The sequence below is a fragment of the Uniformispora flossi genome, assembly GCF_049534875.1.
GTDB lineage: Bacteria > Actinomycetota > Actinomycetes > Streptomycetales > Streptomycetaceae > Yinghuangia > Yinghuangia aomiensis.
Genome location: NZ_JBMULZ010000014.1, coordinates 140,842 through 162,613, shown reverse-complemented (window position 1 = coordinate 162,613; position 21,772 = coordinate 140,842). Strand labels below are relative to the sequence as shown.

At 71.0% G+C, this 21,772-nt stretch carries 19 protein-coding genes; 15 read left to right on the top strand and 4 right to left on the bottom strand.

All coding sequences use genetic code 11. The annotated features are described in order from the left end of the window. Window position 1 precedes the first annotated feature (1 nt). From ACPA54_RS27285 to ACPA54_RS27270, 4 genes are all read left to right on the top strand, one after another. Window positions 2–547, top strand: a complete 546-nt coding sequence (locus ACPA54_RS27285) for a LemA family protein (protein WP_423534036.1) — start codon at window positions 2–4, stop codon at window positions 545–547. Between the two features lie 111 nt (window positions 548–658). Continuing rightward, on the top strand, window positions 659–1,582 hold the full coding sequence (pdxS, locus tag ACPA54_RS27280; RefSeq protein WP_345677857.1) for a pyridoxal 5'-phosphate synthase lyase subunit PdxS: 924 nt from the start codon (window positions 659–661) through the stop codon (window positions 1,580–1,582). A gap of 110 nt (window positions 1,583–1,692) precedes the next feature. Continuing rightward, window positions 1,693–2,298: a pyridoxal 5'-phosphate synthase glutaminase subunit PdxT gene (gene pdxT, locus ACPA54_RS27275; protein WP_423534035.1), complete on the top strand. Its 606-nt coding sequence runs from the start codon at window positions 1,693–1,695 to the stop codon at window positions 2,296–2,298. Between the two features lie 78 nt (window positions 2,299–2,376). Next, window positions 2,377–3,129 (top strand): YebC/PmpR family DNA-binding transcriptional regulator, encoded by a 753-nt coding sequence (locus ACPA54_RS27270; protein WP_345677859.1) that lies wholly within the window; start codon window positions 2,377–2,379, stop codon window positions 3,127–3,129. A 39-nt stretch (window positions 3,130–3,168) separates the two neighbouring features. Here the strand turns inward: ACPA54_RS27270 and ACPA54_RS27265 are convergent, their stop codons facing one another. Both ACPA54_RS27265 and ACPA54_RS27260 read right to left on the bottom strand, forming a co-directional pair. Continuing rightward, window positions 3,169–4,437: a mannosyltransferase family protein gene (locus tag ACPA54_RS27265; protein WP_423534034.1), complete on the bottom strand. Its 1,269-nt coding sequence runs from the start codon at window positions 4,435–4,437 to the stop codon at window positions 3,169–3,171. 168 nt (window positions 4,438–4,605) lie between these two features. After that, complete coding sequence (locus tag ACPA54_RS27260; RefSeq protein WP_423534033.1) at window positions 4,606–5,052, bottom strand: group III truncated hemoglobin; 447 nt, start codon at window positions 5,050–5,052, stop codon at window positions 4,606–4,608. A 179-nt stretch (window positions 5,053–5,231) separates the two neighbouring features. Here ACPA54_RS27260 and ruvC point away from each other — a divergent pair, with 179 nt between their 5' ends. The 8 genes from ruvC (at window position 5,232) to ACPA54_RS27220 (ending at window position 15,224) form a co-directional block, all read left to right on the top strand. After that, window positions 5,232–5,780 carry a crossover junction endodeoxyribonuclease RuvC gene (gene ruvC, locus ACPA54_RS27255; protein WP_345677862.1) on the top strand — a complete coding sequence of 183 codons (549 nt, stop codon included), beginning with the start codon at window positions 5,232–5,234 and terminating at the stop codon, window positions 5,778–5,780. A 4-nt stretch (window positions 5,781–5,784) separates the two neighbouring features. Further along, on the top strand, window positions 5,785–6,384 hold the full coding sequence (ruvA, locus tag ACPA54_RS27250; RefSeq protein ID WP_423534032.1) for a Holliday junction branch migration protein RuvA: 600 nt from the start codon (window positions 5,785–5,787) through the stop codon (window positions 6,382–6,384). Window positions 6,385–6,585: 201 nt separating this feature from the next. Then, entirely contained in the window at window positions 6,586–7,689 is a 1,104-nt protein-coding gene (ruvB, locus tag ACPA54_RS27245) for a Holliday junction branch migration DNA helicase RuvB (RefSeq protein WP_423534031.1), read from the top strand. Window positions 7,690–7,829: 140 nt separating this feature from the next. Then, on the top strand, window positions 7,830–8,267 hold the full coding sequence (gene yajC / locus ACPA54_RS27240) for a preprotein translocase subunit YajC (protein WP_423534030.1): 438 nt from the start codon (window positions 7,830–7,832) through the stop codon (window positions 8,265–8,267). A gap of 177 nt (window positions 8,268–8,444) precedes the next feature. Then, window positions 8,445–10,343 (top strand): protein translocase subunit SecD, encoded by a 1,899-nt coding sequence (gene secD / locus ACPA54_RS27235; RefSeq protein ID WP_423534029.1) that lies wholly within the window; start codon window positions 8,445–8,447, stop codon window positions 10,341–10,343. Then, complete coding sequence (gene secF / locus ACPA54_RS27230; protein WP_423534028.1) at window positions 10,343–11,530, top strand: protein translocase subunit SecF; 1,188 nt, start codon at window positions 10,343–10,345, stop codon at window positions 11,528–11,530. The genes secD and secF overlap by 1 nt, the downstream gene beginning before the upstream one ends. A gap of 137 nt (window positions 11,531–11,667) precedes the next feature. Next, entirely contained in the window at window positions 11,668–12,204 is a 537-nt protein-coding gene (locus tag ACPA54_RS27225) for an adenine phosphoribosyltransferase (RefSeq protein WP_423534027.1), read from the top strand. Window positions 12,205–12,608: 404 nt separating this feature from the next. Continuing rightward, entirely contained in the window at window positions 12,609–15,224 is a 2,616-nt protein-coding gene (locus ACPA54_RS27220) for a RelA/SpoT family protein (protein ID WP_423534026.1), read from the top strand. 112 nt (window positions 15,225–15,336) lie between these two features. Here the strand turns inward: ACPA54_RS27220 and ACPA54_RS27215 are convergent, their stop codons facing one another. After that, window positions 15,337–16,566 (bottom strand): DUF349 domain-containing protein, encoded by a 1,230-nt coding sequence (locus ACPA54_RS27215; protein ID WP_345677868.1) that lies wholly within the window; start codon window positions 16,564–16,566, stop codon window positions 15,337–15,339. Between the two features lie 120 nt (window positions 16,567–16,686). Further along, window positions 16,687–17,514, bottom strand: coding sequence for a peptidylprolyl isomerase (locus ACPA54_RS27210; protein ID WP_423534025.1), 828 nt, complete (start codon window positions 17,512–17,514; stop codon window positions 16,687–16,689). 325 nt (window positions 17,515–17,839) lie between these two features. On the opposite strand from ACPA54_RS27210, the gene ACPA54_RS27205 reads away from it, so the two are divergent. Genes ACPA54_RS27205 through aspS form a run of 3 tightly spaced genes read left to right on the top strand, consistent with a single transcriptional unit; the run spans window position 17,840 to window position 21,658 of the window. Then, the gene (locus ACPA54_RS27205; RefSeq protein WP_423534024.1) at window positions 17,840–18,535 is read left to right on the top strand and encodes an MBL fold metallo-hydrolase; all 696 of its coding nucleotides are present in this window, start codon (window positions 17,840–17,842) and stop codon (window positions 18,533–18,535) included. Between the two features lie 13 nt (window positions 18,536–18,548). Then, window positions 18,549–19,808 carry a histidine--tRNA ligase gene (hisS, locus tag ACPA54_RS27200; protein WP_345677871.1) on the top strand — a complete coding sequence of 420 codons (1,260 nt, stop codon included), beginning with the start codon at window positions 18,549–18,551 and terminating at the stop codon, window positions 19,806–19,808. Next, entirely contained in the window at window positions 19,805–21,658 is a 1,854-nt protein-coding gene (aspS, locus tag ACPA54_RS27195) for an aspartate--tRNA ligase (protein WP_423534023.1), read from the top strand. Before hisS ends, aspS begins: the two co-directional genes overlap by 4 nt. The last annotated feature ends 114 nt before the right edge of the window (window positions 21,659–21,772 follow it).

Here is a 21,772-nt window from a genome sequence, read left to right as displayed (position 1 = left end):
CATGATGACCATCGTCTGGATCGTCATCGCCGTCGTGGCGATCGGCGTCTACCTCAGCTGGACCGCCGGACGCCTGGACCGGCTGCACGCCCGCGTCGACTCCACCCGCGCCGCCCTCGACGCCCAGCTCGTCCGGCGCGCCTCGATCGCCCTGGAAGTCGCCACATCCGGCTTGCTCGACCCGGCCAGCTCGCTCGTCCTCGCCGGCGCCGCACACGACGCCCGCGGCGCCGCCGAGGAAGACCGCGAGATGGCCGAGAGCGAACTCACCCGGGCCCTCCGCCTCGTGTTCGAAGACCCCGGCCAGGTCGAGGACTTGCGCGGCCGGCTGGGCGGCGAGGAACTCGTCGGGGAACTCCGCACCGCCGTCCGCCGAGTGCCCATGGCGCGGCGCTTCCACAACGACGCGGTCCGGGCGGCCCGCGCCGTCCGCCGCCACCGCCTGGTGCGCTACCTGCGCCTCGCCGGCCACGCGCCCTACCCGGTGACCTTCGAGATGGACGACGAGGAACCCCCCGCGCTGCTGCCCGGCGGCCCGGTCGCCTGAGGGACCGGGCGAAGTGGTCCGGTTTTTCGCCCCTCGATTGGTGCGGAATGCCGGTACATGTCACCCGTACGATGGACAAGTACCCTCGTTTCCCGTCGTGTGAGGTCTCACGTGTCCAGCACCCCTGCAAACCCCGAGTCGAACGGCACCGCCCCCCAGACCGGCACCGACCTGGTCAAGCGCGGCATGGCCGAGCAGCTCAAGGGCGGTGTGATCATGGACGTGGTCACGCCGGAGCAGGCCAAGATCGCCGAGGACGCGGGCGCCGTCGCCGTCATGGCCCTCGAGCGCGTCCCCGCCGACATCCGTCGGGACGGCGGCGTCTCGCGCATGTCCGACCCCGACATGATCGACGGCATCATCGAGGCCGTCTCGATCCCGGTCATGGCCAAGGCCCGCATCGGCCACTTCGTCGAGGCCCAGGTCCTCCAGGCCCTCGGCGTCGACTACATCGACGAGTCCGAGGTCCTGACCCCGGCCGACGAGGCCAACCACATCAACAAGTGGAAGTTCACCACCCCCTTCGTGTGCGGTGCCACCAACCTGGGCGAGGCGCTGCGCCGCATCGCCGAGGGCGCGGCCATGATCCGCTCGAAGGGCGAGGCCGGCACCGGCAACGTCGTCGAGGCGACCCGCCACATGCGCACCATCTCCGGCGACATCAAGAAGCTCGGCGCGATGGACGAGGACGAGCTGTTCGTCGCCGCCAAGAACCTCCAGGCCCCGTACGCGCTGGTCAAGGAGGTCGCCGCGCTCGGCAAGCTGCCCGTCGTCATGTTCACCGCGGGCGGCATCGCCACCCCCGCCGACGCCGCGATGATGATGCAGCTCGGCGCCGAGGGCGTCTTCGTCGGCTCCGGCATCTTCAAGTCCGGCGACCCGGCCAAGCGCGCCAAGGCCATCGTCGACGCCACCCTGCACTTCGACGACCCGGCGATCGTCGCCAAGGTCTCCCGCGGCCTGGGCGAGGCCATGGTCGGCATCAACATCGACACGCTGCCGGAGACCGAGCGCTACGCCGGCCGCGGCTGGTAACCACCCGCCAGGCAGCACCGCAGTACGCGCAGTTCCCGCAGGACCCCCCGGGCCCGGCCGCCGCACGGCTGCCGGGCCCGGCCCCGTGCCACCACCGAAAAGGTCTTCACGTGTCCTCACCCACCATCGGCGTCCTCGCCCTGCAAGGCGACGTCCGCGAGCACGCCGTCGCGCTCGCCGAAGTCGGCGCCCTGGCCCGCCCGGTGCGCCGCCCCGAGGAGATCGCCGACCTCGACGCCCTGGTCATCCCCGGCGGCGAGTCCACCACGATGTCGAAACTCGCCGTCTCCTTCGGCCTCTTCGGCCCGCTGCGCGAGCGCGTCGCGGCCGGCATGCCGGTGTACGGGTCGTGCGCGGGCATGATCATGCTCGCCGACAAGATCCTCGACGGCCGCGACGACCAGGAGACGGTCGGCGGCATCGACATGACGGTGCGCCGCAACGCGTTCGGCCGCCAGAACCAGTCGTTCGAGGCGGACATCGCGTTCACTCCTTCGCCTGACCGTCCGCTGCACGGCGTGTTCATCCGCGCCCCCTGGGTCGAGTCCGTCGGCGCCGGCGTCGAGGTGCTCGCCACCCTGGAGTCCGCGCCCCACGAGGGCCGCGTCGTGGCCGTCCGGCAGGGCAACCTGGTCGCCACGTCCTTCCACCCCGAGCTGACCGGCGACGGCCGTGTCCACGAGTACTTCGTGGACCTGGTCCGCGACGCGGTGTGACGCACCGGGCTCGGTAGGATCTTTGCCGTGGCCTCCGGGCCGCGCGCATCAGTAGGTGACCCGAAGGAGTAGAGGCGGATGTCCGGCCACTCAAAGTGGGCGACCACCAAGCACAAAAAGGCCGTCATCGACGCCAAGCGCGGAAAGCTCTTCGCCAAGCTCATCAAGAACATCGAGGTGGCGGCGCGGACCGGCGGCGGTGACATCTCGGGCAACCCGACGCTGTACGACGCCATCCAGAAGGCGAAGAAAAGCTCGGTCCCCAACGACAACATCGACCGCGCGGTCAAGCGCGGCTCCGGAGCCGAGGCCGGCGGCGCGGACTACCAGAACATCACGTACGAGGGCTACGGCCCGAGCGGCGTCGCGGTGCTCATCGAGTGCCTCACCGACAACCGCAACCGCGCCGCGTCCGACGTGCGGGTGGCGATGACCCGCAACGGCGGCTCGATGGCCGACCCGGGTTCCGTGTCGTACATGTTCACCCGCAAGGGTGTCGTGATCGTCCCGAAGAACGACCTCAGCGAGGACGACGTCCTCGGTGCGGTGCTCGACGCGGGCGCCGAAGAGGTCAACGACCTCGGCGAGGCGTTCGAGGTGGTCAGCGAGGCCGGCGACCTCATCCCGGTGCGCACCGCGCTCCAGGAGGCGGGCATCGACTACGACTCGGCCGAGGCCAACTTCCTGCCGAGCGTCACCGTCGAACTCGACGAGGACGGCGCCCGCAAGATCTTCCGCCTCATCGAGGCCCTCGAAGACTCCGACGACGTGCAGAACGTCTACGCGAACTTCGACGTGTCCGACGAGGTCATGGAGAAGATCGACGCCTGAGCGCGCATGCGAACCCGTAGTCCCGCATGACCCGCGGGGCTACGGGTTCGTGTTGACGACGTAGACCAGGTAGCCGACGTACCAGCCGGAGAACGCCGCGCCCGCGGCCACCACCGACGCGGCCACCGCACGCGGCCACTTCGCCATCAGCACCGCCAGCGGCAGCACGATCGTGAACGCCGGCAGCATGAACCGCGGCTTCGACTGGAAGAACCACCCGTTGCTCGTGGTCAGAGCCAGGACCATCACCAGCCCGCCGTACACGTGCACCGGCAGCGGCACCCGGCGGTCCCGGAACGACCAGATCATCAGCGCCACCGACAGGATGATCACGAACGTGGTCACCACATAGATCGGCTTGCCCAGATGGGTGAGGTACTTGTTCATCATCTGGACGGTGCTCACGCCGAAGTCGAAGCGCAGGTTGAACGCCTTGTCCTGGATCCACATCCAGGCGTCCCACCGCCGGCCGATCACGGCCACCCAGAACAGGAACCCGAGCACGCCCAGGGGCGCCAGCAGCGTCGCCACCACCGGACGCCGAGCCTCCGGAGCGAGCAGCCCCACCCGGGTGCCGTCCTCGCGCTTCGCCAGCACCACCTGAAGCGCGGCGATGCCCAGCGCGGCGACCAGCGCCACCGCGGTGTTGCGGGTCAGCCCGGCCAGAATGCACAGCACCGTCGCCGCGGTCCACTGCCGCCGCACGATCGCCAGCAGGCCCCACGAGGCGAACGCCATGAACAGCGCCTCGGAGTACACCATCGTCAGCACCATCGCGCCCGGTGCCACACCCCACAGCACCGCGAACAGCGTCGCCGTGCGGTGGCTCTTGGTCAGCTCCCGGCCCAGCGCGTACACGCCCCACGCGGCCACCGCGCCCGACGCGAACGTGACCACCATCCCGGCGTTCAGGCTGCCGAGCCCGGTCACCCACGACACCACCCGCACGAGGTACGGGTAGCCGGGGAAGAACTCGACGTTGACCCAGTACGGCTTGCCCGCGGGGGAGACCGGCAGCTTGTCGACGTAGCCGTAGTCGGCGATGTCGCGGAACCACTTGCCGTCCCACGAGCCCACCATCGACCAGAACGGCTTGTGCGCGGCGTGCGCCATCAGCGCCAGCACCACCAGGTTCACCACGCGCGCGGCGAGGTACCCGGAGATCGCCGGCAGCGCGGGGCGCAGCGCGGTCACGAAGCTCCCGCGCGCGGCCGCCGCCCGCGCCCGCAGCCGGGCCGCGCGGTCCGCGGGCACCGGGCCGCCGGAATCCGGGCGCTCGGGAGCGACCGGGGTGGACGGTGACGCCATATGTGGGTCCTTCTGGGTACTCATCGGTGCTCGGCGGTGCCCCGCGGCGACGGCGCGCGGGGCCCGGAGCGGCCCGCTCGGTGCGTTCCCGGTGCTCGCCCGGCGGCCGCTCGGCTGACCGGCCGAGCACAGCTTAACTGCGCGTGCCCGCCGCGCCCCGCGACACGGTCACTCTGCGTGGCCCGACAGCGGCAGCATGCGGCGGCCCTCCGGAGCGGCCGTCCACGACGGGTTCGGCACGTCCAGCCGCTTGCGCATCGCCGCGGCCACCCGCCCCGCCTGCACGATCGCGCGCGTCGCCGCCGGACCGGCGAAACGGTTCTCGACGGCCGCGGTCCACAACGCGAGCCACGTATCGAAGTGCTCCGCGGTCAACGGGTGGAGGGCGTGCAGCGCACGGTGCGGCGCCAGCGCGTTGCCCTGGTAGGTGCCGCGCTTGAGCAGCGTGACCTCCCAGAAGTCCGCCAGCCGCGGCAGATGCGCCGCCAAGTCCATGCGCGCCACGTCCACGAAGACGGGGCCGAGCAGCGGATCGGCGAAGGCGGCCGCATAGAAGTCCTCGAGCAGCACGACGATATCGGAGCGAGTGGCGATGTCCCGGCGTTCCTGACCCATGGCTTCCGAGTCTACGGACGGCGCCCCGCGGCCCAGGCCGGGTGGACGCGGGGAGTGGCGCCGCTCACGGGGAGCGGGCGCGGCGCGTCGGGCGGTGCGGGTCATTCCGGTCCGCTAAGGTCATCCCGCAGGCGAACAAGTGTTCGCATGCGTGTTCGTACCGAGCCAAGGGGGCCCTCATGCGCGTCTTCGGAGTCGACCCCGGGCTGACCCGCTGCGGGCTCGGCGTCGTCGACGGCGGGGTCGGCAAACCCCTGCGCATGGTCGAAGCCGGGGTCGTCCGCACCCCCGCCGACGCCCCCATCGACGCCCGACTCCTCGCCGTCGAACAAGGCATCGAGGAATGGCTCGACCGGCACCGACCGGACTGCGTCGCCGTCGAACGCGTCTTCGCCCAGCACAACGTCCGCACCGTCATGGGCACCGCGCAAGCCTCCGCGGTCGCCATCGTGTGCGCCGCCCGCCGCGGACTCCCCGTCACCCTGCACACCCCCAGCGAAGTCAAAGCCGCCGTCACCGGCAGCGGCCGCGCCGAGAAAGCCCAGATCGGCGCCATGGTCGCGCGCATCCTGCGGCTCGACGCACCCCCCAAACCCGCCGACGCGGCCGACGCCGTCGCGCTCGCCATCTGCCACATCTGGCGCGGCGGCGCCTCCGGACGCCTCGCCGCGGCCGTCGCCGCCGCCCGCACACCGACCCCGCGCCTGCCGCGCGGTACGCGAGGATGACCCCGTGATTGCCTTCGTCAGCGGCACCGTCGCCGCCCTCGCCCCCGAACTCGCCGTCGTCGAGGTCGGCGGCGTCGGCATGGCCGTCCTGTGCACCCCCGGCACGCTCGCCACCCTCCGGGTCGGCGAACCCGCCCGCCTCGCCACCAGCCTCGTCGTCCGCGAAGACTCGCTCACCCTCTACGGCTTCGCCGACGACGACGAGCGCACCGTCTTCGAACTCCTGCAGACCGCCAGCGGCGTCGGCCCCCGCCTCGCCCAGGCCATGCTCGCCGTGCACAGCCCCGACGCACTGCGCGCCGCGGTCGCCGGCGGCGACGAGAAAGCCCTCACGGCCGTCCCCGGCATCGGCAAAAAGGGCGCCCAGAAACTCCTCATCGAACTCAAGGACCGGCTCGGCGCCCCCACCGGCACCGCCCGCGTCGGCGCCCCCGTCTCCGCGTCCTGGCGCGACCAGCTGCACGCCGCCCTCGTCGGCCTCGGCTACGCCGCCCGCGAAGCCGACGACGCCGTCGCCGCGGTCGCCCCCGAAGCCGAAGCCGCCGCCACCCCCGACGTCGGCCTGCTTCTCCGCTCCGCGCTGCGCACCCTCAACCGCCGGTGAGCCCAGGTTGACCCAGGCGACCCAGGCGACCCCGGCGACCCCGGCGATCCGCGTGCGCCCCCGCACCCGGCCGTTTCCGCATGTCGGCCGGGTGCGGAAGGATGACCCGCGGGCGCCGCAGCCGCCGCAACGACCGCACACGCCGCGGCGGGCCTGCCGACACGACCGCCGCCGACACGACCGCGCAAAGGGCGACTACGGATGACGCACGACGGTGACCGCCTGGTCACAGCCGAGGCCGACGGGGACGACCAGGCCGTCGAAGCCGCCCTGCGCCCGCGCAGCCTGGACGAGTTCATCGGCCAGGAACGCGTCCGCGAGCAGCTCTCCCTCGTCCTGCACGCGGCCCGCGCCCGCGGCGGCACCCCCGATCACGTCCTGCTGTCCGGCCCGCCCGGACTCGGCAAGACCACCCTGTCGATGATCATCGCCGCCGAGATGGGCGTCCCGATCCGCATCACCTCGGGCCCCGCCATCCAGCACGCCGGCGACCTCGCGGCGATCCTGTCCTCGCTCTCCGAAGGCGAAGTCCTCTTCCTCGACGAGATCCACCGCATGTCGCGGCCCGCCGAGGAAATGCTCTACATGGCCATGGAGGACTTCCGCGTCGACATCATCGTCGGCAAAGGCCCCGGCGCCACCGCCATCCCCCTCGAACTCCCGCCGTTCACCCTGGTCGGCGCCACCACCCGGGCCGGCCTGCTGCCGCCCCCGCTCCGCGACCGCTTCGGCTTCACCGGCCACATGGACTTCTACGGCCCCGCCGAACTCGAACGGGTGATTCACCGCTCCGCCCGCCTCCTCGACGTGCCCGTCGACGACGACGGCGCCCTCGAAATCGCCGGCCGGTCCCGCGGCACGCCCCGCATCGCCAACCGGCTGCTGCGCCGGGTCCGCGACTACGCGCAGGTCCGCGCGGACGGCCGGGTCAGCCGGGAGATCGCCTCCCTCGCGCTGGACGTGTACGAGGTCGACGCCTCCGGCCTGGACCGGCTCGACCGCTCGGTGCTGCACGCTCTGGTTACCCTGTTCGGCGGGGGACCGGTCGGGCTGTCGACGCTCGCGGTCGCGGTCGGCGAGGAGACCGAGACCGTCGAGGAAGTCGCCGAGCCGTTCCTGGTGCGCAGCGGACTGCTCGCCCGCACACCCCGCGGCCGGGTCGCCACCGCGGCGGCCTGGAAACACCTGGGGCTCGTACCCCCGCAGAACGCCGCAAGCGGCCAGTCGGGGCGTACCGGACAGCCGGGACTCTTCGGTATCGGGCCGGAAGACGGCGGGCACCCGGCCCCCTCCGCGAACGAGTGACGTCCGGGAACGCATACGCGGCGCGATCGTTGTTCCTTGTGTATCCGTCCGTCTAGACTCCGCCGAGGCCACACGTCGGCCTTGATCGCACGTCATGATCCGAGCCGCCGCGCGGCACCGGAAAGGAACCGTTTCCCGCCGTGAACATCGTCAGCCTTCTGCCACTTCTGCTCATCTTCGTCGTGGTCTATCTGTTCATGATCAAGCCCGCGAAGAAGCGTCAGCAGGAGGCGGCCCAGACGCAGCAGTCGCTGCGCCCGGGATCCGAGGTCCGCACGATCGCCGGTCTCTTCGCGACCGTCACCGAGGTCGAGGACGACACGGTGGTCCTGGAGATCGCGCCGGACGTGCACTGCCGCTACCTCAAGAGCGCGATCGCCGCCGTGCTGACCACCGGCGACGACGCCGACGACGAGCACGAGCACGAGGGCGAGCACGACGGGGACCACGACGGGGCCTCCGCGGACGCCGGCGACCACGCCGCGGCGTCCGACGACCACGGGGACAGCGTCGACCTGGACAAGAAGCCGGAGAACGGCTCGGCGAACGGCGACCGCGGCGAACAGCCCAGCAAGTAGTAGGGCCGGTTCACCGACAGTGGCCTCCCGTACGCGGGAGGTGGGCGGCGGCCCGCGCGGCCGCCGCCGGCAATACAGTCATGTCCAGGCCACGGATGCACCCGGGCACAGACTCGGGAGCTGTGCCGAGATCCGGCGATCGACGCCGGCACGGCACCAACAGGGAGATGGGCGAAGGTGGCAGCACCGAAATCCAGCACGCGAGGGCACCCCGGCCGGGCGTTGGCCCTCATCGCGGCGATCATCGTGGCCCTCTACGGGCTGATGTTCGCGACCGGTGACACCACGCCGCGGCTCGGCATCGACCTCGCGGGCGGCACCAGCGTGACGCTCCAGGCGAAGCCCGACCAGGGCTCCGGCAAGAACGCGGTCAACGCCGACAGCATGAACACCGCGGTCCAGATCATCCGGGACCGCGTCAATGCGTTCGGCGTGTCCGAGGCCGAGGTGCAGACCCAGGGCAGCGACCACATCGTCATCAACATCCCCAAGGGGAAGGGCGAGAAGGAAGCCGCCGCGCAGGTCGGCCAGACCGCCAAGCTCTACTTCCGGCCGGTGCTCGCCGCCGAGCGGATGCCGGTCACCCCCCAGCAGGCCACCGCGTCGCCGAGCCCCAACGCGTCGCAGAGCCCGAGCGGCTCCCCGAGCCCGACGGGTAGCCCGGCCGGCAACCAGCCGCAGGGCCAGGCCACGTCCGCGCCGCCGTCCGGCAACACGACGCCGACGGCCACCGGCTCGGCGAAGGCCACTGCGACGTCGTCCACGACCGCGAAGCCGCAGAGCCGGGTCATCCCGAACCTCAAGGACGAGACCCCGGCCCCGAACCCGTCCGGCGGGGCGACCACGCCGCCGCCGTTCGACATGTCGTCGCCGGGCGGCGCCGCGACCGACCCGACGCAGCAGCAGCAGCAGCCCACCACGCAGGACCTCAGCGCCTTCGGGGTCACCCCCGAGCTGCAGGCCAAGTACAACGCGCTGGACTGCTCGAACCCGGCCAACCGCGGCATCGGCAACGTGACCAACCCGCAGCAGGCGACGGTCGCATGCGAGACCAAGCCGCAGGACGGCTCGATCGAGAAGTACATCCTCGGGCCCGCCGCCATCGACGGCACCGACGTGAAGTCCTCGAACGCGCAGCTCCCGCCGCAGGGCCAGGCCGGCGGCTGGGAGGTCGCGCTCAAGTTCGACGGCTCCGGCACCAACAAGTTCACCCAGATCACCGGTGACCTGGCGGGCGGCAAGTTCCCGACCAACCGCTTCGCGGTCGAGCTGGACGGCACCGTCGTCGTGGCGCCGAGCGTGCAGCAGGAGCTGCCGGGCGGCCAGGCCGTCATCACCGGCAGCTTCAGCCAGAAGGAAGCCAAGAACCTCGCGAACGTCCTCAAGTTCGGCGCCCTGCCGCTGTCCTTCGAGCAGAGCGAGGTCACCACGGTCTCCGCGGCGCTCGGCAGCGACCAGCTGCGCGGCGGCCTGATCGCCGGCGCCATCGGCATGTTCCTGGTGATGGTCTACTCGATCGCCTACTACCGCGGCCTCGGCGTGGTCAGCCTCGTCAGCCTGCTGGTCTCCGCGATCCTGACCTTCGGCGTGATGAGCGTCCTCGGCCGCGGCATCGGGTTCGCGCTGAACCTGCCCGCGGTCTGCGGCGCCATCGCGGCCATCGGCATCACCGCGGACTCGTTCATCGTCTACTTCGAACGCATCCGCGACGAAGTCCGCGAAGGCCGCTCGCTGCAGCCCGCGGTCTTCAAGGCCTGGCCGCGCGCCCGGCGCACCATCCTGGTGTCCGACTTCGTGTCGTTCCTCGCCGCCGCGGTCCTCTACTGGGTGTCCGTCGGCAAGGTCAAGGGCTTCGCGTTCACGCTCGGCCTCACCACGCTCCTCGACATCGTCGTGGTGTTCCTGTTCACCAAGCCGCTGATGGTGATCCTGGCGCGCAAGAAGTTCTTCGCGTCCGGCCACCCGTGGTCCGGTCTGGACCCGAAGCGGCTCGGCGCCAAGACGCCGAAGCTCGCGTACCGCGCGACTCGGCGCCCCCGCCCCCGCCCCGGCTCCGCCGAACCCAAGGAGGCCTGATGTCACGCCTCTCCAACCTGCGGAGCGTCGGCCACAAGCTGTACTCCGGCGAGATGGAGTACGACTTCGTCGGCCGGCAGAAGCGCTGGTACGCCGTGTCGGCGCTCATCCTCATCCTGGCCGTGGGCGGGCTCCTGGGCCGCGGCCTGTCCAAGGGCATCGAGTTCGAGGGCGGCGCGGTCTACACCGTGTCCAAGCCCGGCATCACGGTGTCCCAGGCGCACGAGGCGATCAACGAGTACACCGGCGACCACGAGCCGATCGTGCAGAAGGTCGGCGGCGACAAGGTCCGCATCCAGATCGCCAGCAAAGACACCGCCAAGTTCAACGACATCAAGAACGCGCTGAGCAACAAGCTCGGCGTCTCGCAGAACAGCATCGAGAGCGAGCTGGTCGGCCCCAGTTGGGGCAAGGAGATCTCCAACAAGGCCATGCAAGGCCTGGTGATCTTCATGATCCTGGTGGTGATCTACCTCACCGTCGCCTTCGAATGGCGAATGGCGCTGGCCGCGTTCGTCGCGCTGGTCCACGACATCGTCATCACCGTCGGCGTGTACGCGCTCGTCGGGTTCGAGGTCACACCCGGCACGGTCATCGGTCTGCTCACGATCCTCGGTTATTCGCTCTACGACACCGTCGTCGTGTTCGACACGGTGCGCGAGAACACCCGTTCGATCACCAAGCAGAACAAGATGACGTTCAGCGCGGCCGCCAACCGGGGCCTGAACCAGACCCTGGTCCGGTCGATCAACACCTCGGTCGTGGCCCTGCTGCCGGTCGGCTCGCTGCTGTTCGTCGGCGGCGGCCTGCTCGGCGCGGGCATGCTCAAGGACATCGCGCTGTCGCTGTTCGTCGGCCTCGCGGCCGGCGCCTTCTCGTCGATCTTCATCGCGACGCCGCTCTACGCGGACATGAAGGAGCGCACGCCCGAGATGCGTGCCCTCAAGAAGCGCGTCGAGCAGCACCAGGCCGCGCAGGCCAAGGCTGCCGCGAAGGCGGCGGCGGCCGGCGAGCCCGCCGCGGACACCGCTGCGGACCGCGACGCGGACGACGCCCAGGACGAGGACGAGGACGGCGAGCCCGCCGGCGCGGGCTCCGGCACCCGCGCCCCGGGACCCCGGCGCCAGCCGGTGTCCAACCGCAGCCGGGCGGCGCGCAACCGCCCCGGCGGCAAGCGCAAGCACTGACGCACCGCCGCGGCTCCGGCCACGGCACGCAGCACCGGCGGCCGGCGTTCCGCGGGTTTTCCAGCCCGCGGGGCGCCGGCAGCCGCCGTTCCGCCCCGACCGGGGGTCCCGCCGGGATCCCGCAGGAGGAGACCTTCGTGGACCTGCACGACCTGCTGGTAAGCCGTATCCGGGACGTCCCCGACTGGCCCAAGGCCGGAGTCGTGTTCAAGGACATCTCGCCGCTGCTCGCCGACCACGACGCGTTCACCGCGCTCGTCGACGCGTTCGCGGGGCAGTGCGGCGAAGCCCGCGTCGACAAGGTCGCGGGCATCGAAGCGCGCGGCTTCATCCTGGCCGCGCCGGTCGCCTACCGGGCGGGCGCGGGCTTCGTGCCGGTCCGCAAGCAGGGCAAGCTGCCGCGTGCGACCTTCGCGGAGAGCTACGACCTCGAATACGGGTCGGCGACCCTGGAGGTCCACCAGGACGCCTTCGCGCCCGGCGACCGCGTACTGGTCATCGACGACGTGCTCGCCACCGGCGGCACCGTCGCCGCGACCGTCGAACTCGTGCGCCGCTCGGGCGCCGACGTGGTCGGCGTCTCGGTCCTCATGGAACTCGGGTTCCTCGGCGCGGCCGCCAAGCTCGCCGACCGCTACCCGGATCTGCCGATCCGGTCGTTCCTCACCATCTGAGGCTCCGGCCCGGATCCGAGGTTCCCGCCCGGCCGCGGCCGGGCAGGACGCTTCGCGCGGTCCCGGCCGCGCCCGGGGCGGAATCCGGCCGCCGCCGGACCCCGGGGCGACACCTCGCCCCGGGAGAACGGCGGCAGACCCGGAAGGAGCGCCGCGGCGGCCCCGAAGCCCCGGCGCGCCCCGGTCGGGCAGGCCGGGCAACCCTTCCGATCGACATTCCCCGCGCCGACCCGAACCCCCGCAGGGCCGCTCTCGTTACGATGGAGGCCCCGGGAAATCCGTCGGCCGGACCGTCCGGAAATTTCCCCGGGGCTCGAAAGCGTTCACGCACGGACCGGCAGGGCCCGAAACCGGGGGACCGCCCTCCGGATGCCGTGATCACCGAATCGGCGGGAGGAGAGCCGTTGCCGGACGAGGTCGTGCCCGTGGCACCGACACCGGGCGGGTCCGCATCGGACCCCGACCCGGGCACGTCGGAACGGGACCACCGGCAAACCCCCGACGACCCGGCGCCGGGGCGTACCGGCGCGCCGGACACGCCGCCGCCCGCCCCCGCGGCCGACGAGCCCGCCCCCGACGCCGCAGCCGCGGCAGAGACGGCGGAACGCACCGGCACCGACCACGGCGCGGCCGCGGCCGGCGCCGCCGGGCCCGAATCCCGCGTCGCGAACAGCCGCCCCGCGGTCGTCCGCCGCGGCACGACGTCCGGCGACCGCGTGCGCAGCCTCCGCGGCGACACCGGCGGCCGCGTCCGCGCGCGCCTCGCCCGGCTCGGCGTGCAGCGCTCCAGCGTCTACAACCCGGTCCTGGAACCGCTGCTGCGGATCGTCCGCGCCAACGACCCCAAGGCCGACCTCCGCGAGATCGAACGCGCATACACGACCGCGGAACGCTGGCACCGCGGGCAGCGCCGCAAGAGCGGCGACCCGTACATCACGCACCCGCTCGCCGTCGCCACGATCCTCGCCGAACTCGGCATGGACCCGCCGACCCTCATGGCCGGGCTCCTGCACGACACCGTCGAGGACACCGACTACGGCCTGGAGACCCTCCGCCGCGACTTCGGCGACACCGTCGCCATGCTCGTCGACGGCGTCACCAAGCTCGACAAGGTCAAGTTCGGCGAGGCCGCACAGGCCGAGACCGTCCGCAAGATGGTCATCGCCATGGCCAAGGACCCGCGCGTCCTGGTCATCAAGCTCGCCGACCGCCTGCACAACATGCGCACCATGCGCTACCTCAAGCGCGAAAAGCAGGAGCGCAAGGCCCGCGAAACGCTCGAGATCTACGCCCCGCTCGCCCACCGCCTGGGCATGAACACCATCAAGTGGGAGCTGGAAGACCTCGCCTTCGCGATCCTCTACCCGAAGATGTACGACGAGATCGTGCGCCTGGTCGCCGAACGCGCCCCCAAGCGCGACGAGTACCTCGCCGTCGTCATCGACCAGGTCCAGCAGGACCTGCGCGGCGCCCGCCTCAAGGCGACCGTCACCGGCCGACCCAAGCACTACTACTCCGTCTACCAGAAGATGATCGTCCGCGGCCGGGACTTCGCCGAGATCTACGACCTGGTCGGCATCCGCGTCCTCGTCGACTCGGTCCGCGACTGCTACGCCGCCCTCGGCACCATCCACGCGCGCTGGAACCCGGTGCCGGGACGGTTCAAGGACTACGTCGCGATGCCGAAGTTCAACATGTACCAGTCGCTCCACACGACGGTCATCGGCCCCGAAGGCAAGCCGGTCGAACTCCAGATCCGCACCTTCGACATGCACCGCCGCGCCGAGTATGGCATCGCCGCGCACTGGAAGTACAAGGCCGAAGCGGTCGGCGGGAACCGCGCCGTCACCGACGGGAAGGCGTCCAAGAAGGACAACGCCCAGGTCGGCGACATGGCGTGGCTGCGGCAACTCCTCGACTGGCAGCGCGAAACCGACGACCCGGGGGAGTTCCTCGAGTCGCTGCGGTTCGACCTGTCGTCGCAGGAAGTCTTCGTGTTCACGCCCAAGGGCGACGTCATCGCGCTGCCCGCCGGCTCCACGCCCGTCGACTTCGCCTACGCCGTCCACACCGACGTCGGCCACCGCACCATCGGCGCCCGCGTCAACGGCCGCCTCGTGCCGCTCGAATCCCGGCTCGACAACGGCGACTTGGTCGAAGTCTTCACCTCCAAGGCGGAATCGGCCGCACCCAGCCGCGACTGGCTCGGCTTCGTCAAGTCACCGCGCGCCCGCAACAAGATCCGGCAGTGGTTCTCCAAGGAGCGCCGCGAAGAGGCCATCGAGCACGGCAAGGAAGCCCTCACGCGCGCCATGCGCAAGCAAGGCCTCCCACTCCAACGACTCATGACCAGCGGCGACGCCCTGGTGACCCTCGCCCACGAACTCCGCTACCCGGACATCTCCTCGCTGTACGCCGCCATCGGCGAACAGCAGGTCTCCGCACAGCACATCGTGCAGCGGCTCGTCGCCTCCCTCGGCGGCGAAGAAGGCGCCACCGAAGACCTCGCCGAAGTCACCACGCCCAGCGCCACCCGGCGGGCCCGCCGCTCCGGCGGCGACCCCGGCGTCATCGTCAAGGGCGTCGAGGACATCTGGGTCAAGCTGTCCCGCTGCTGCACACCCGTGCCCGGCGACCCCATCATCGGGTTCGTCACCCGCGGCAGCGGCGTGTCCGTGCACCGCAAGGACTGCGGCAACGTCGAATCGCTCTCCCAGCAGCCGGAGCGCATCGTCGAGGTCGAATGGGCGCCCACCGCGTCGTCGGTGTTCCTCGTCGCCATAGAGGTCCAAGCCCTCGACCGGTCACGGCTGCTGTCCGACATCACGCGCGTACTGTCCGACCAGCACGTCAACATCCTGTCCGCATCCGTCACCACCAGCCGGGACCGGGTCGCGCTCAGCCGCTTCACCTTCGAAATGGGCGACCCCAAGCACCTGGGACACGTCCTCAAGGCGGTCCGCAGCGTCGAAGGCGTCTTCGACGCCTACCGGGTCACCAGCGGACGCCAGCACGGCTGACCGGGCGTCCAGGGGCCGCTCCCCGGCTCCGACACAGAGACACACACGAAGGGCGGGCCCCAGGCGCTGTGCGCGCCTCGGACCCGCCCTTCGTGTCACTCCTCGACGGCGGTCAGCCGCTGAACTCCTCCAGCGCCTTGCGCGCCTCGGCCAGCCACTCCTCACGCGCCGCGATCGCCTCTTCGGCCTCGCGGACCTTGCGCTCGTTCCCGGCCGCCTTCGCCTTCTCGCCCTGCGTCCGCAGCTTGTCGATCGACGCCTGCAACTGGTCGACCGTCGCCTGCGCCCGAGCCCGCGCCTCCGGGTTCGTCCGCCGCCACAGCTCTTCCTCGGCGTCCCGGATCGCCCGCTCCACCGCGTGCAGCCGCGCCTCCATCTTCGGACGCGCATCCCGCGGCACGTGCCCGATGCCCTCCCAGCGCTCGTTCACCGAACGCAGCGCCGACCGGGCCGCCTTCACGTCCCCGACCGGCAGAATCGCCTCGGCCTCGACCAACAGCTGCTCCTTGAGCTGCTGGTTCTCCCGCTGCTCGGAGTCACGCTCCGCATACACCTCGCCGCGCGCCGCGAAGAACACGTCCTGCGCGGCCCGGAACCGCTGCCACAGTTGCTCCTCGACGTCCCGCTGCGCCCGGCCCGCGGCCTTCCAGTCACGCATCAGGTCGCGGTAGCGCGCCGACGTGTCGTTCCAGTCCGTCGACGACGACAGCGCCTCGGCCTCCGCGACCAGCCGCTCCTTCGTCCGCCGCACACCCTCGCGCTGCTGGTCCAGCTCCGCGAAATGCGCCTTGCGGCGCTTCGCGAAATGCGACCGCGCCTGCGAGAAGCGGTGCCACAGCTCGTCGTCGGTCTTCCGGTCCAGCCGCGGCACGGCCTTCCACGAATCCACCAGCGCCCGAAGCCGCTCGCCCGCCTGCCGCCAATCCGTGCTCTCCGCGAGCTGCTCGGCCTCGGTGACGATCCGCTCCTTCGCGGCGTGCGCCTCCTCCTGGGCCTTCGCACGCGCCTGCTTGCGCTCCTCGCGGCGCGAATCCACCACGCCGCCGAGCGCGTCCAAGCGCTTCACCAGCGCGTCCAGATCGCCGACCGCGTGCGCGTCGACGATGTGCGCACGCAAGTGCTCGATCGCCGTCGCCGCGTCCTTCGGCGCAAGATCGGTGGTCCGCACACGCCGTTCGAGAAGCTCGACCTCGACGACGAGCCCCTCGTACTTGCGCCGGAAGTAGGCGAGGGCCTCGTCCGGGGAACCCGCCTGCCACGAACCGACGGAACGCTCACCGTCCGCGGTCTTGACAAAGACGTTTCCCTGCTCGTCGACGCGGCCCCACGGGTCGCTGCTCACAGCGGCCTCCTTCGATGCTGAATGCGGCGCACTTTACACAGGACCCGGCGGCGGCGGGCGGCCCGCCGCCCCGAATCCCCGCGATTCGGCCGGACAGCGTCCGCCGCCCCGCCGCCCGCGTCACGCCTTCTTGGTCACCGTCACCGAGTTGAACACCACATTCTCGTGCGGTGTCCCGTCACCAGGGCCCATCAACTCCTGGTCGATCCCCCCGTCGAGGATCTTCTTCAACACGTCCATACCCACCGTCACCTTGCCGAACGGCGTGTAGTTCGGCCCCAGCTGGGTGTCGTTGATACACAGGAAGAACTGGCTGCCGCCGGTGTTCGGGCCGCCGTTCGCCATCGCGATCGTGCCCGCCGGGTACGTCGCACCCGTCAGGTTCTCGTCCGGCAGCTTGTAGCCCGGACCCCCCGATCCGGTGCCCGTCGGGTCACCGCACTGCAGCACGTTCATGCCCTCCGTGGTCAACCGGTGGCACTTCGTGTGATCGAAGTACTTCTGCGACGCCAGGAAGTTGAACGAGTTCACGGTGTGCGGGGCCTTCGCCGCATCCAACGCCACCGTGATGTCGCCGCACGTCGACTTCAGCACCATCTCGTACGGCGCCTTGGTGTCGATCGACATCGCCGGCTCGTTCGGCCACGTCTGCTTTGTCGGATCACCCGGCGCCGGCGCCGCACACGTCTTCGGCTTGTTGTTCACCGACGGCGTCGGCGCCGGGGTCGGCGAATCCGCCGCCGCCGGCTTCGCCGAGTCCTTGCCGTCGTCGTCGTTCAACGCCGTGGCGATCCACGTCCCGCCGCCCGCGACCACCAGCACCGCCACAACCGCGCCGATGAGCTGGTTGCGCTGCCGCCGCCGCGCCGAGGCCTCAGCCCGACGCTTCTCCTGACGCTCGAGCTTCGCGCGCGCAAGCGCACGCTGGCGCTGCTCCTTGGTGACCACCGCGTGTTCTCCTGGATTCGGTTCGCTGACAGCCGGCCTGGACCACGCCGGGACACCGCCCGCAGCCCAGCCGGTACGCACGGCACCACCTGCGGCAATGCACCCGCGCACGGACCGGGGCGACTGGCGCACAGTGTAGGCGCGCCACCCGCGAACCGGTTCGCAAACCGCCCCCGTGCGCCGGTACCCTCGGACGAGGATTCCCAACGTCCGCCGCATACTGCCGTCTGATCGCCCGCCCGGGAAGACCCGGGCGTGTCGATCGACGACCCGCACCACCGCTCGATCCGCAGCGCGCCGCCAACGAGAACAGTCGAGGACCAACGTGATCATCGCCGGGTTCCCCGCCGGGGCATGGGGTACCAACTGCTACGTAGTGGCGCCCGCCGCCGGCGAGGAATGCGTGATCGTCGACCCCGGGCAGGACGCGTTCGACGGTGTCCAGGACATCGTCCGCGAACACAACCTCCGCCCCGTCGCGGTCCTCCTGACCCACGGCCACCTCGACCACATGTGGTCCGTCGTCCCGGTCTGCGACGAGCACAAGGTGCCCGCCTGGATCCACCCCGACGACCGCGACCTGCTCGCCGACCCCGGCAAGGGCATCTCCCGCGCGCTCGGACAGCAGATCTTCGGCGACATGACGTTCACCGAACCCGACGAGGTCCGCGAACTCACCGACGGCGCCGTCCTCGACCTGGCCGGACTCGAATTCGCCGTCCGCCACGCCCCCGGCCATACCAAGGGGTCGGTGACCTTCGGCACCGGGCAGGACGCGGACATCCCGCCGATCCTCTACTCGGGCGACCTGCTGTTCGCCGGCTCCATCGGACGCACCGACCTCCCCGGCGGCGACCACGGCCAAATGCTCGAATCGCTGACCCGGGTGGTCCTGCCGCTGCCGGACGAGACCGTCGTCCTGTCCGGACACGGCCCCCAAACCACCATCGGCCGCGAGCGCGCCACCAACCCCTACCTCCAGGAGCTGGCGCCGCGGTCGGGACCTCGCCGAGGAATGTGACGGAACGCACGACGTGAGTACTTTCTCCGCCCCCCGGGGCACCTTCGACATGCTCCCGCCCTATTCGGAGACGTTCAACCGCATCCGAATCCAGTTCGGCCTCGAACTGCGGGACGCCGGCTACCAGTACATCGAAACGCCCGCCTTCGAGGACACCGGCCTCTTCGTGCGCGGCGTCGGCGAATCCACCGACGTCGTCAGCAAGGAGATGTACACCTTCCAGGACCGGTCCGGCCGCTCCCTGACGCTGCGCCCCGAAGGCACCGCAGCCGTCGTCCGCGCCGTCCTCCAGCACAACCTCCAGGCCCAGCGGCACCCCGTCAAGCTCTGGTACTTCGGCCCGTACTTCCGCTACGAAGCCGTCCAAGCCGGCCGCACCCGCCAGTTCCACCAGATCGGCGCCGAGGCCATCGGCAGCGCCGACCCCCTCGTCGACGTCGAGATGATCGCCCTCGCCGTCGAAGGCTTCCAGAAGCTCGGCGTCAGCGACTTCCGGCTCCTCCTCAACTCGCTCGGCTGCAAGGAATGCCGCCCGGTCTACCGCGCCAAACTCCAGGAGTTCCTGCGCGGCCTCGACCTCGACGAGGAAACCCGCCGCCGCGTCGAGATCAACCCCCTGCGCGTCCTCGACGACAAGCGCCCCGAAGTCCAGGCCCAACTCGACGACGCGCCCCTCATCACCGACAACCTGTGCGAAGCGTGCGCCGAACACCACGCCTTCGTCACCGGCATGCTCGACGAACTCAAGATCGCCTACGAGCCCGCGCCCAAGCTCGTCCGCGGCCTCGACTACTACGTCCGCACCATCTTCGAATTCGTCCACGACGGCCTCGGCGCCCAGTCCGCCATCGGCGGCGGCGGCCGCTACGACGGCCTCGCCCAGGACCTCGGCGGCCCCGAACTCCCGTCCGTCGGCTGGGCCGTCGGCATCGGCCGCACCATGCTCGCCATGGAAGCCGAAGGCCTCGACATCGAGATGCCCGCCGACTGCGACGTCTACGGCGTCGCCCTCGGCGAATCCGCGCGCCGCGAGATCTTCAAATTCGTCACCGCGCTCCGCCTCGCGGACATCCCCGCCGACATGGCCTTCGACCACAAGAAACTCAAGGGCGCCATGAAGGCCGCCGCACAATCCGGCGCCCGCTACGCCATCGTGCTCGGCGAACGCGACCTCGCCGAAGGCGTCGCCCAACTCAAAGACCTCGCCACCGGCGAACAGACCCCCGTCGCCCTCGACGCCGTGGTCGACACTCTGAAGGAGAAGCTCCAGTGATCCGCACCCATGACGCCGGAACGCTCCGCGCCGAGCACGCCGGGACGACCGTGACGCTCGCCGGCTGGGTCGCCCGGCGCCGCGATCACGGCGGCGTGGCGTTCGTGGACATCCGGGACGCCTCCGGGACCGTCCAGGTCGTCTTCCGCGACCTCGAGGCCGTCCACGGACTCCGCAGCGAATACTGCGTCAAGGTCACCGGCGACGTGCGGATCCGCCCCGACGGCAACGAGAACACCGAGATCCCCACCGGCGCCGTCGAGATCCTCGTCACCGACTTCGAGGTCCTCTCCGAAGCCGCCCCGCTGCCGTTCCCCATCGAGGAATACACCCCCGGCACGGTCAACGAGGAAGTCCGCCTCAAGCACCGCTACCTCGACCTGCGCCGCTCCCAGATGGCCCGCAACCTGCGGCTCCGCTCCCAGGTCACGCGGATCATCCGCGACGTCATGGAAGAGCACCGCTTCCTCGACATCGAGACGCCGTACCTGACCCGCTCCACCCCGGAAGGCGCCCGCGACTTCGTCGTCCCGGTCCGCCTCCAGCCCGGCACCTGGTACGCCCTCCCGCAGTCGCCCCAGCTGTTCAAGCAGCTGCTCATGGTCGCCGGCATGGAGCGCTACTACCAGATCGCCCGCTGCTTCCGCGACGAGGACTTCCGCGCCGACCGGCAGCCCGAGTTCACCCAGCTCGACGTCGAGATGTCGTTCGCCGACCAGGACGACATCATCGGCCTCACCGAGGCTCTCATCGCCCGCGTCTGGCGCGAGGTCCACGGCATCGAGGTCACCCTGCCGCTGCCGCGCCTGCCCTACGCCGAGGCGATGGCGAAGTACGGCTCGGACAAGCCCGACCTCCGGTTCGGCCAGGAACTCACCGACCTGACCGAGTACTTCGCGGGCACCGACTTCCGCGTCTTCCAGGCCGAGTTCGTCGGCGCCGTCGTCATGCCCGGCGGCGCGTCGCAGACCCGGAAGGAACTCGACGGCTGGCAGGACTGGGCCAAGGCGCGCGGCGCCCGCGGCCTCGCCTACGTCCTCGTCGATGCCGACAGCGGCGAGCTGCGCGGCCCGGTCGCCAAGAACCTGTCCGCCGAGCACCTCGCGGGCCTGCCCGCCGCGGTCGGCGCGAAGCCCGGCGACGCGGTGTTCTTCGCCGCGGGCCGCCGCACCGGGTCGCTGGAACTCCTCGGCGCGGCCCGCCTGGAGATCGGCCGCCGCTGCGGCCTGATCGACGAGTCGGCGTGGAACCTGCTCTGGGTCGTCGACTTCCCGATGTTCGAGCCGATCGAGGACGACAAGGGCAACTTCCTGGGCTGGCACGCGATCCACCACCCGTTCACGGCCCCGACGGCCGAGTCGCTCGACTCGTTCGACAAGGACCCGGGCGCGGCGCTGTCGAACGCCTACGACCTGGTGCTGAACGGCATGGAGATCGGCGGCGGCTCGATCCGTATCCACCAGGCCGACGTGCAGAAGCGCGCCTTCGAGGCGATCGGCCTGTCGGACGAGGAAGCGCAGTCGCAGTTCGGCTTTCTGCTGGACGCCTTCCAGTACGGCCCGCCGCCGCACGGCGGCATCGCCCTCGGCCTCGACCGCCTGGTGGCGATGCTCGCGGGCGCCGACTCGATCCGCGATGTCATGGCCTTCCCGAAGACCGCCACCGGCGGCGACCCGCTGACCGGCGCGCCGGCGCCGATCACGGCGGCGCAGCGTAAGGAAGCGGGGATCGACGCGGTGCCGGTGGCGAAGGGGGCTGGGGCCGGTCAGTCCGCTTCGGCGGGTGACGGATCGTCCGCGGCTGATTCGTCTGCGGCTGATTCGTCGGGTGAGGGTGTCGAGGTGGCGTGAGGTCGGTTGGTGGTCGGGCGTCGGTCGGCCGTGATCGGCTGTGATGGTCGGGTGACGTCGCGGTCGGCTGGGTTTTCCTGATCGTGTGGTTTGGCCTTTGCCCGCTGTTGAGAC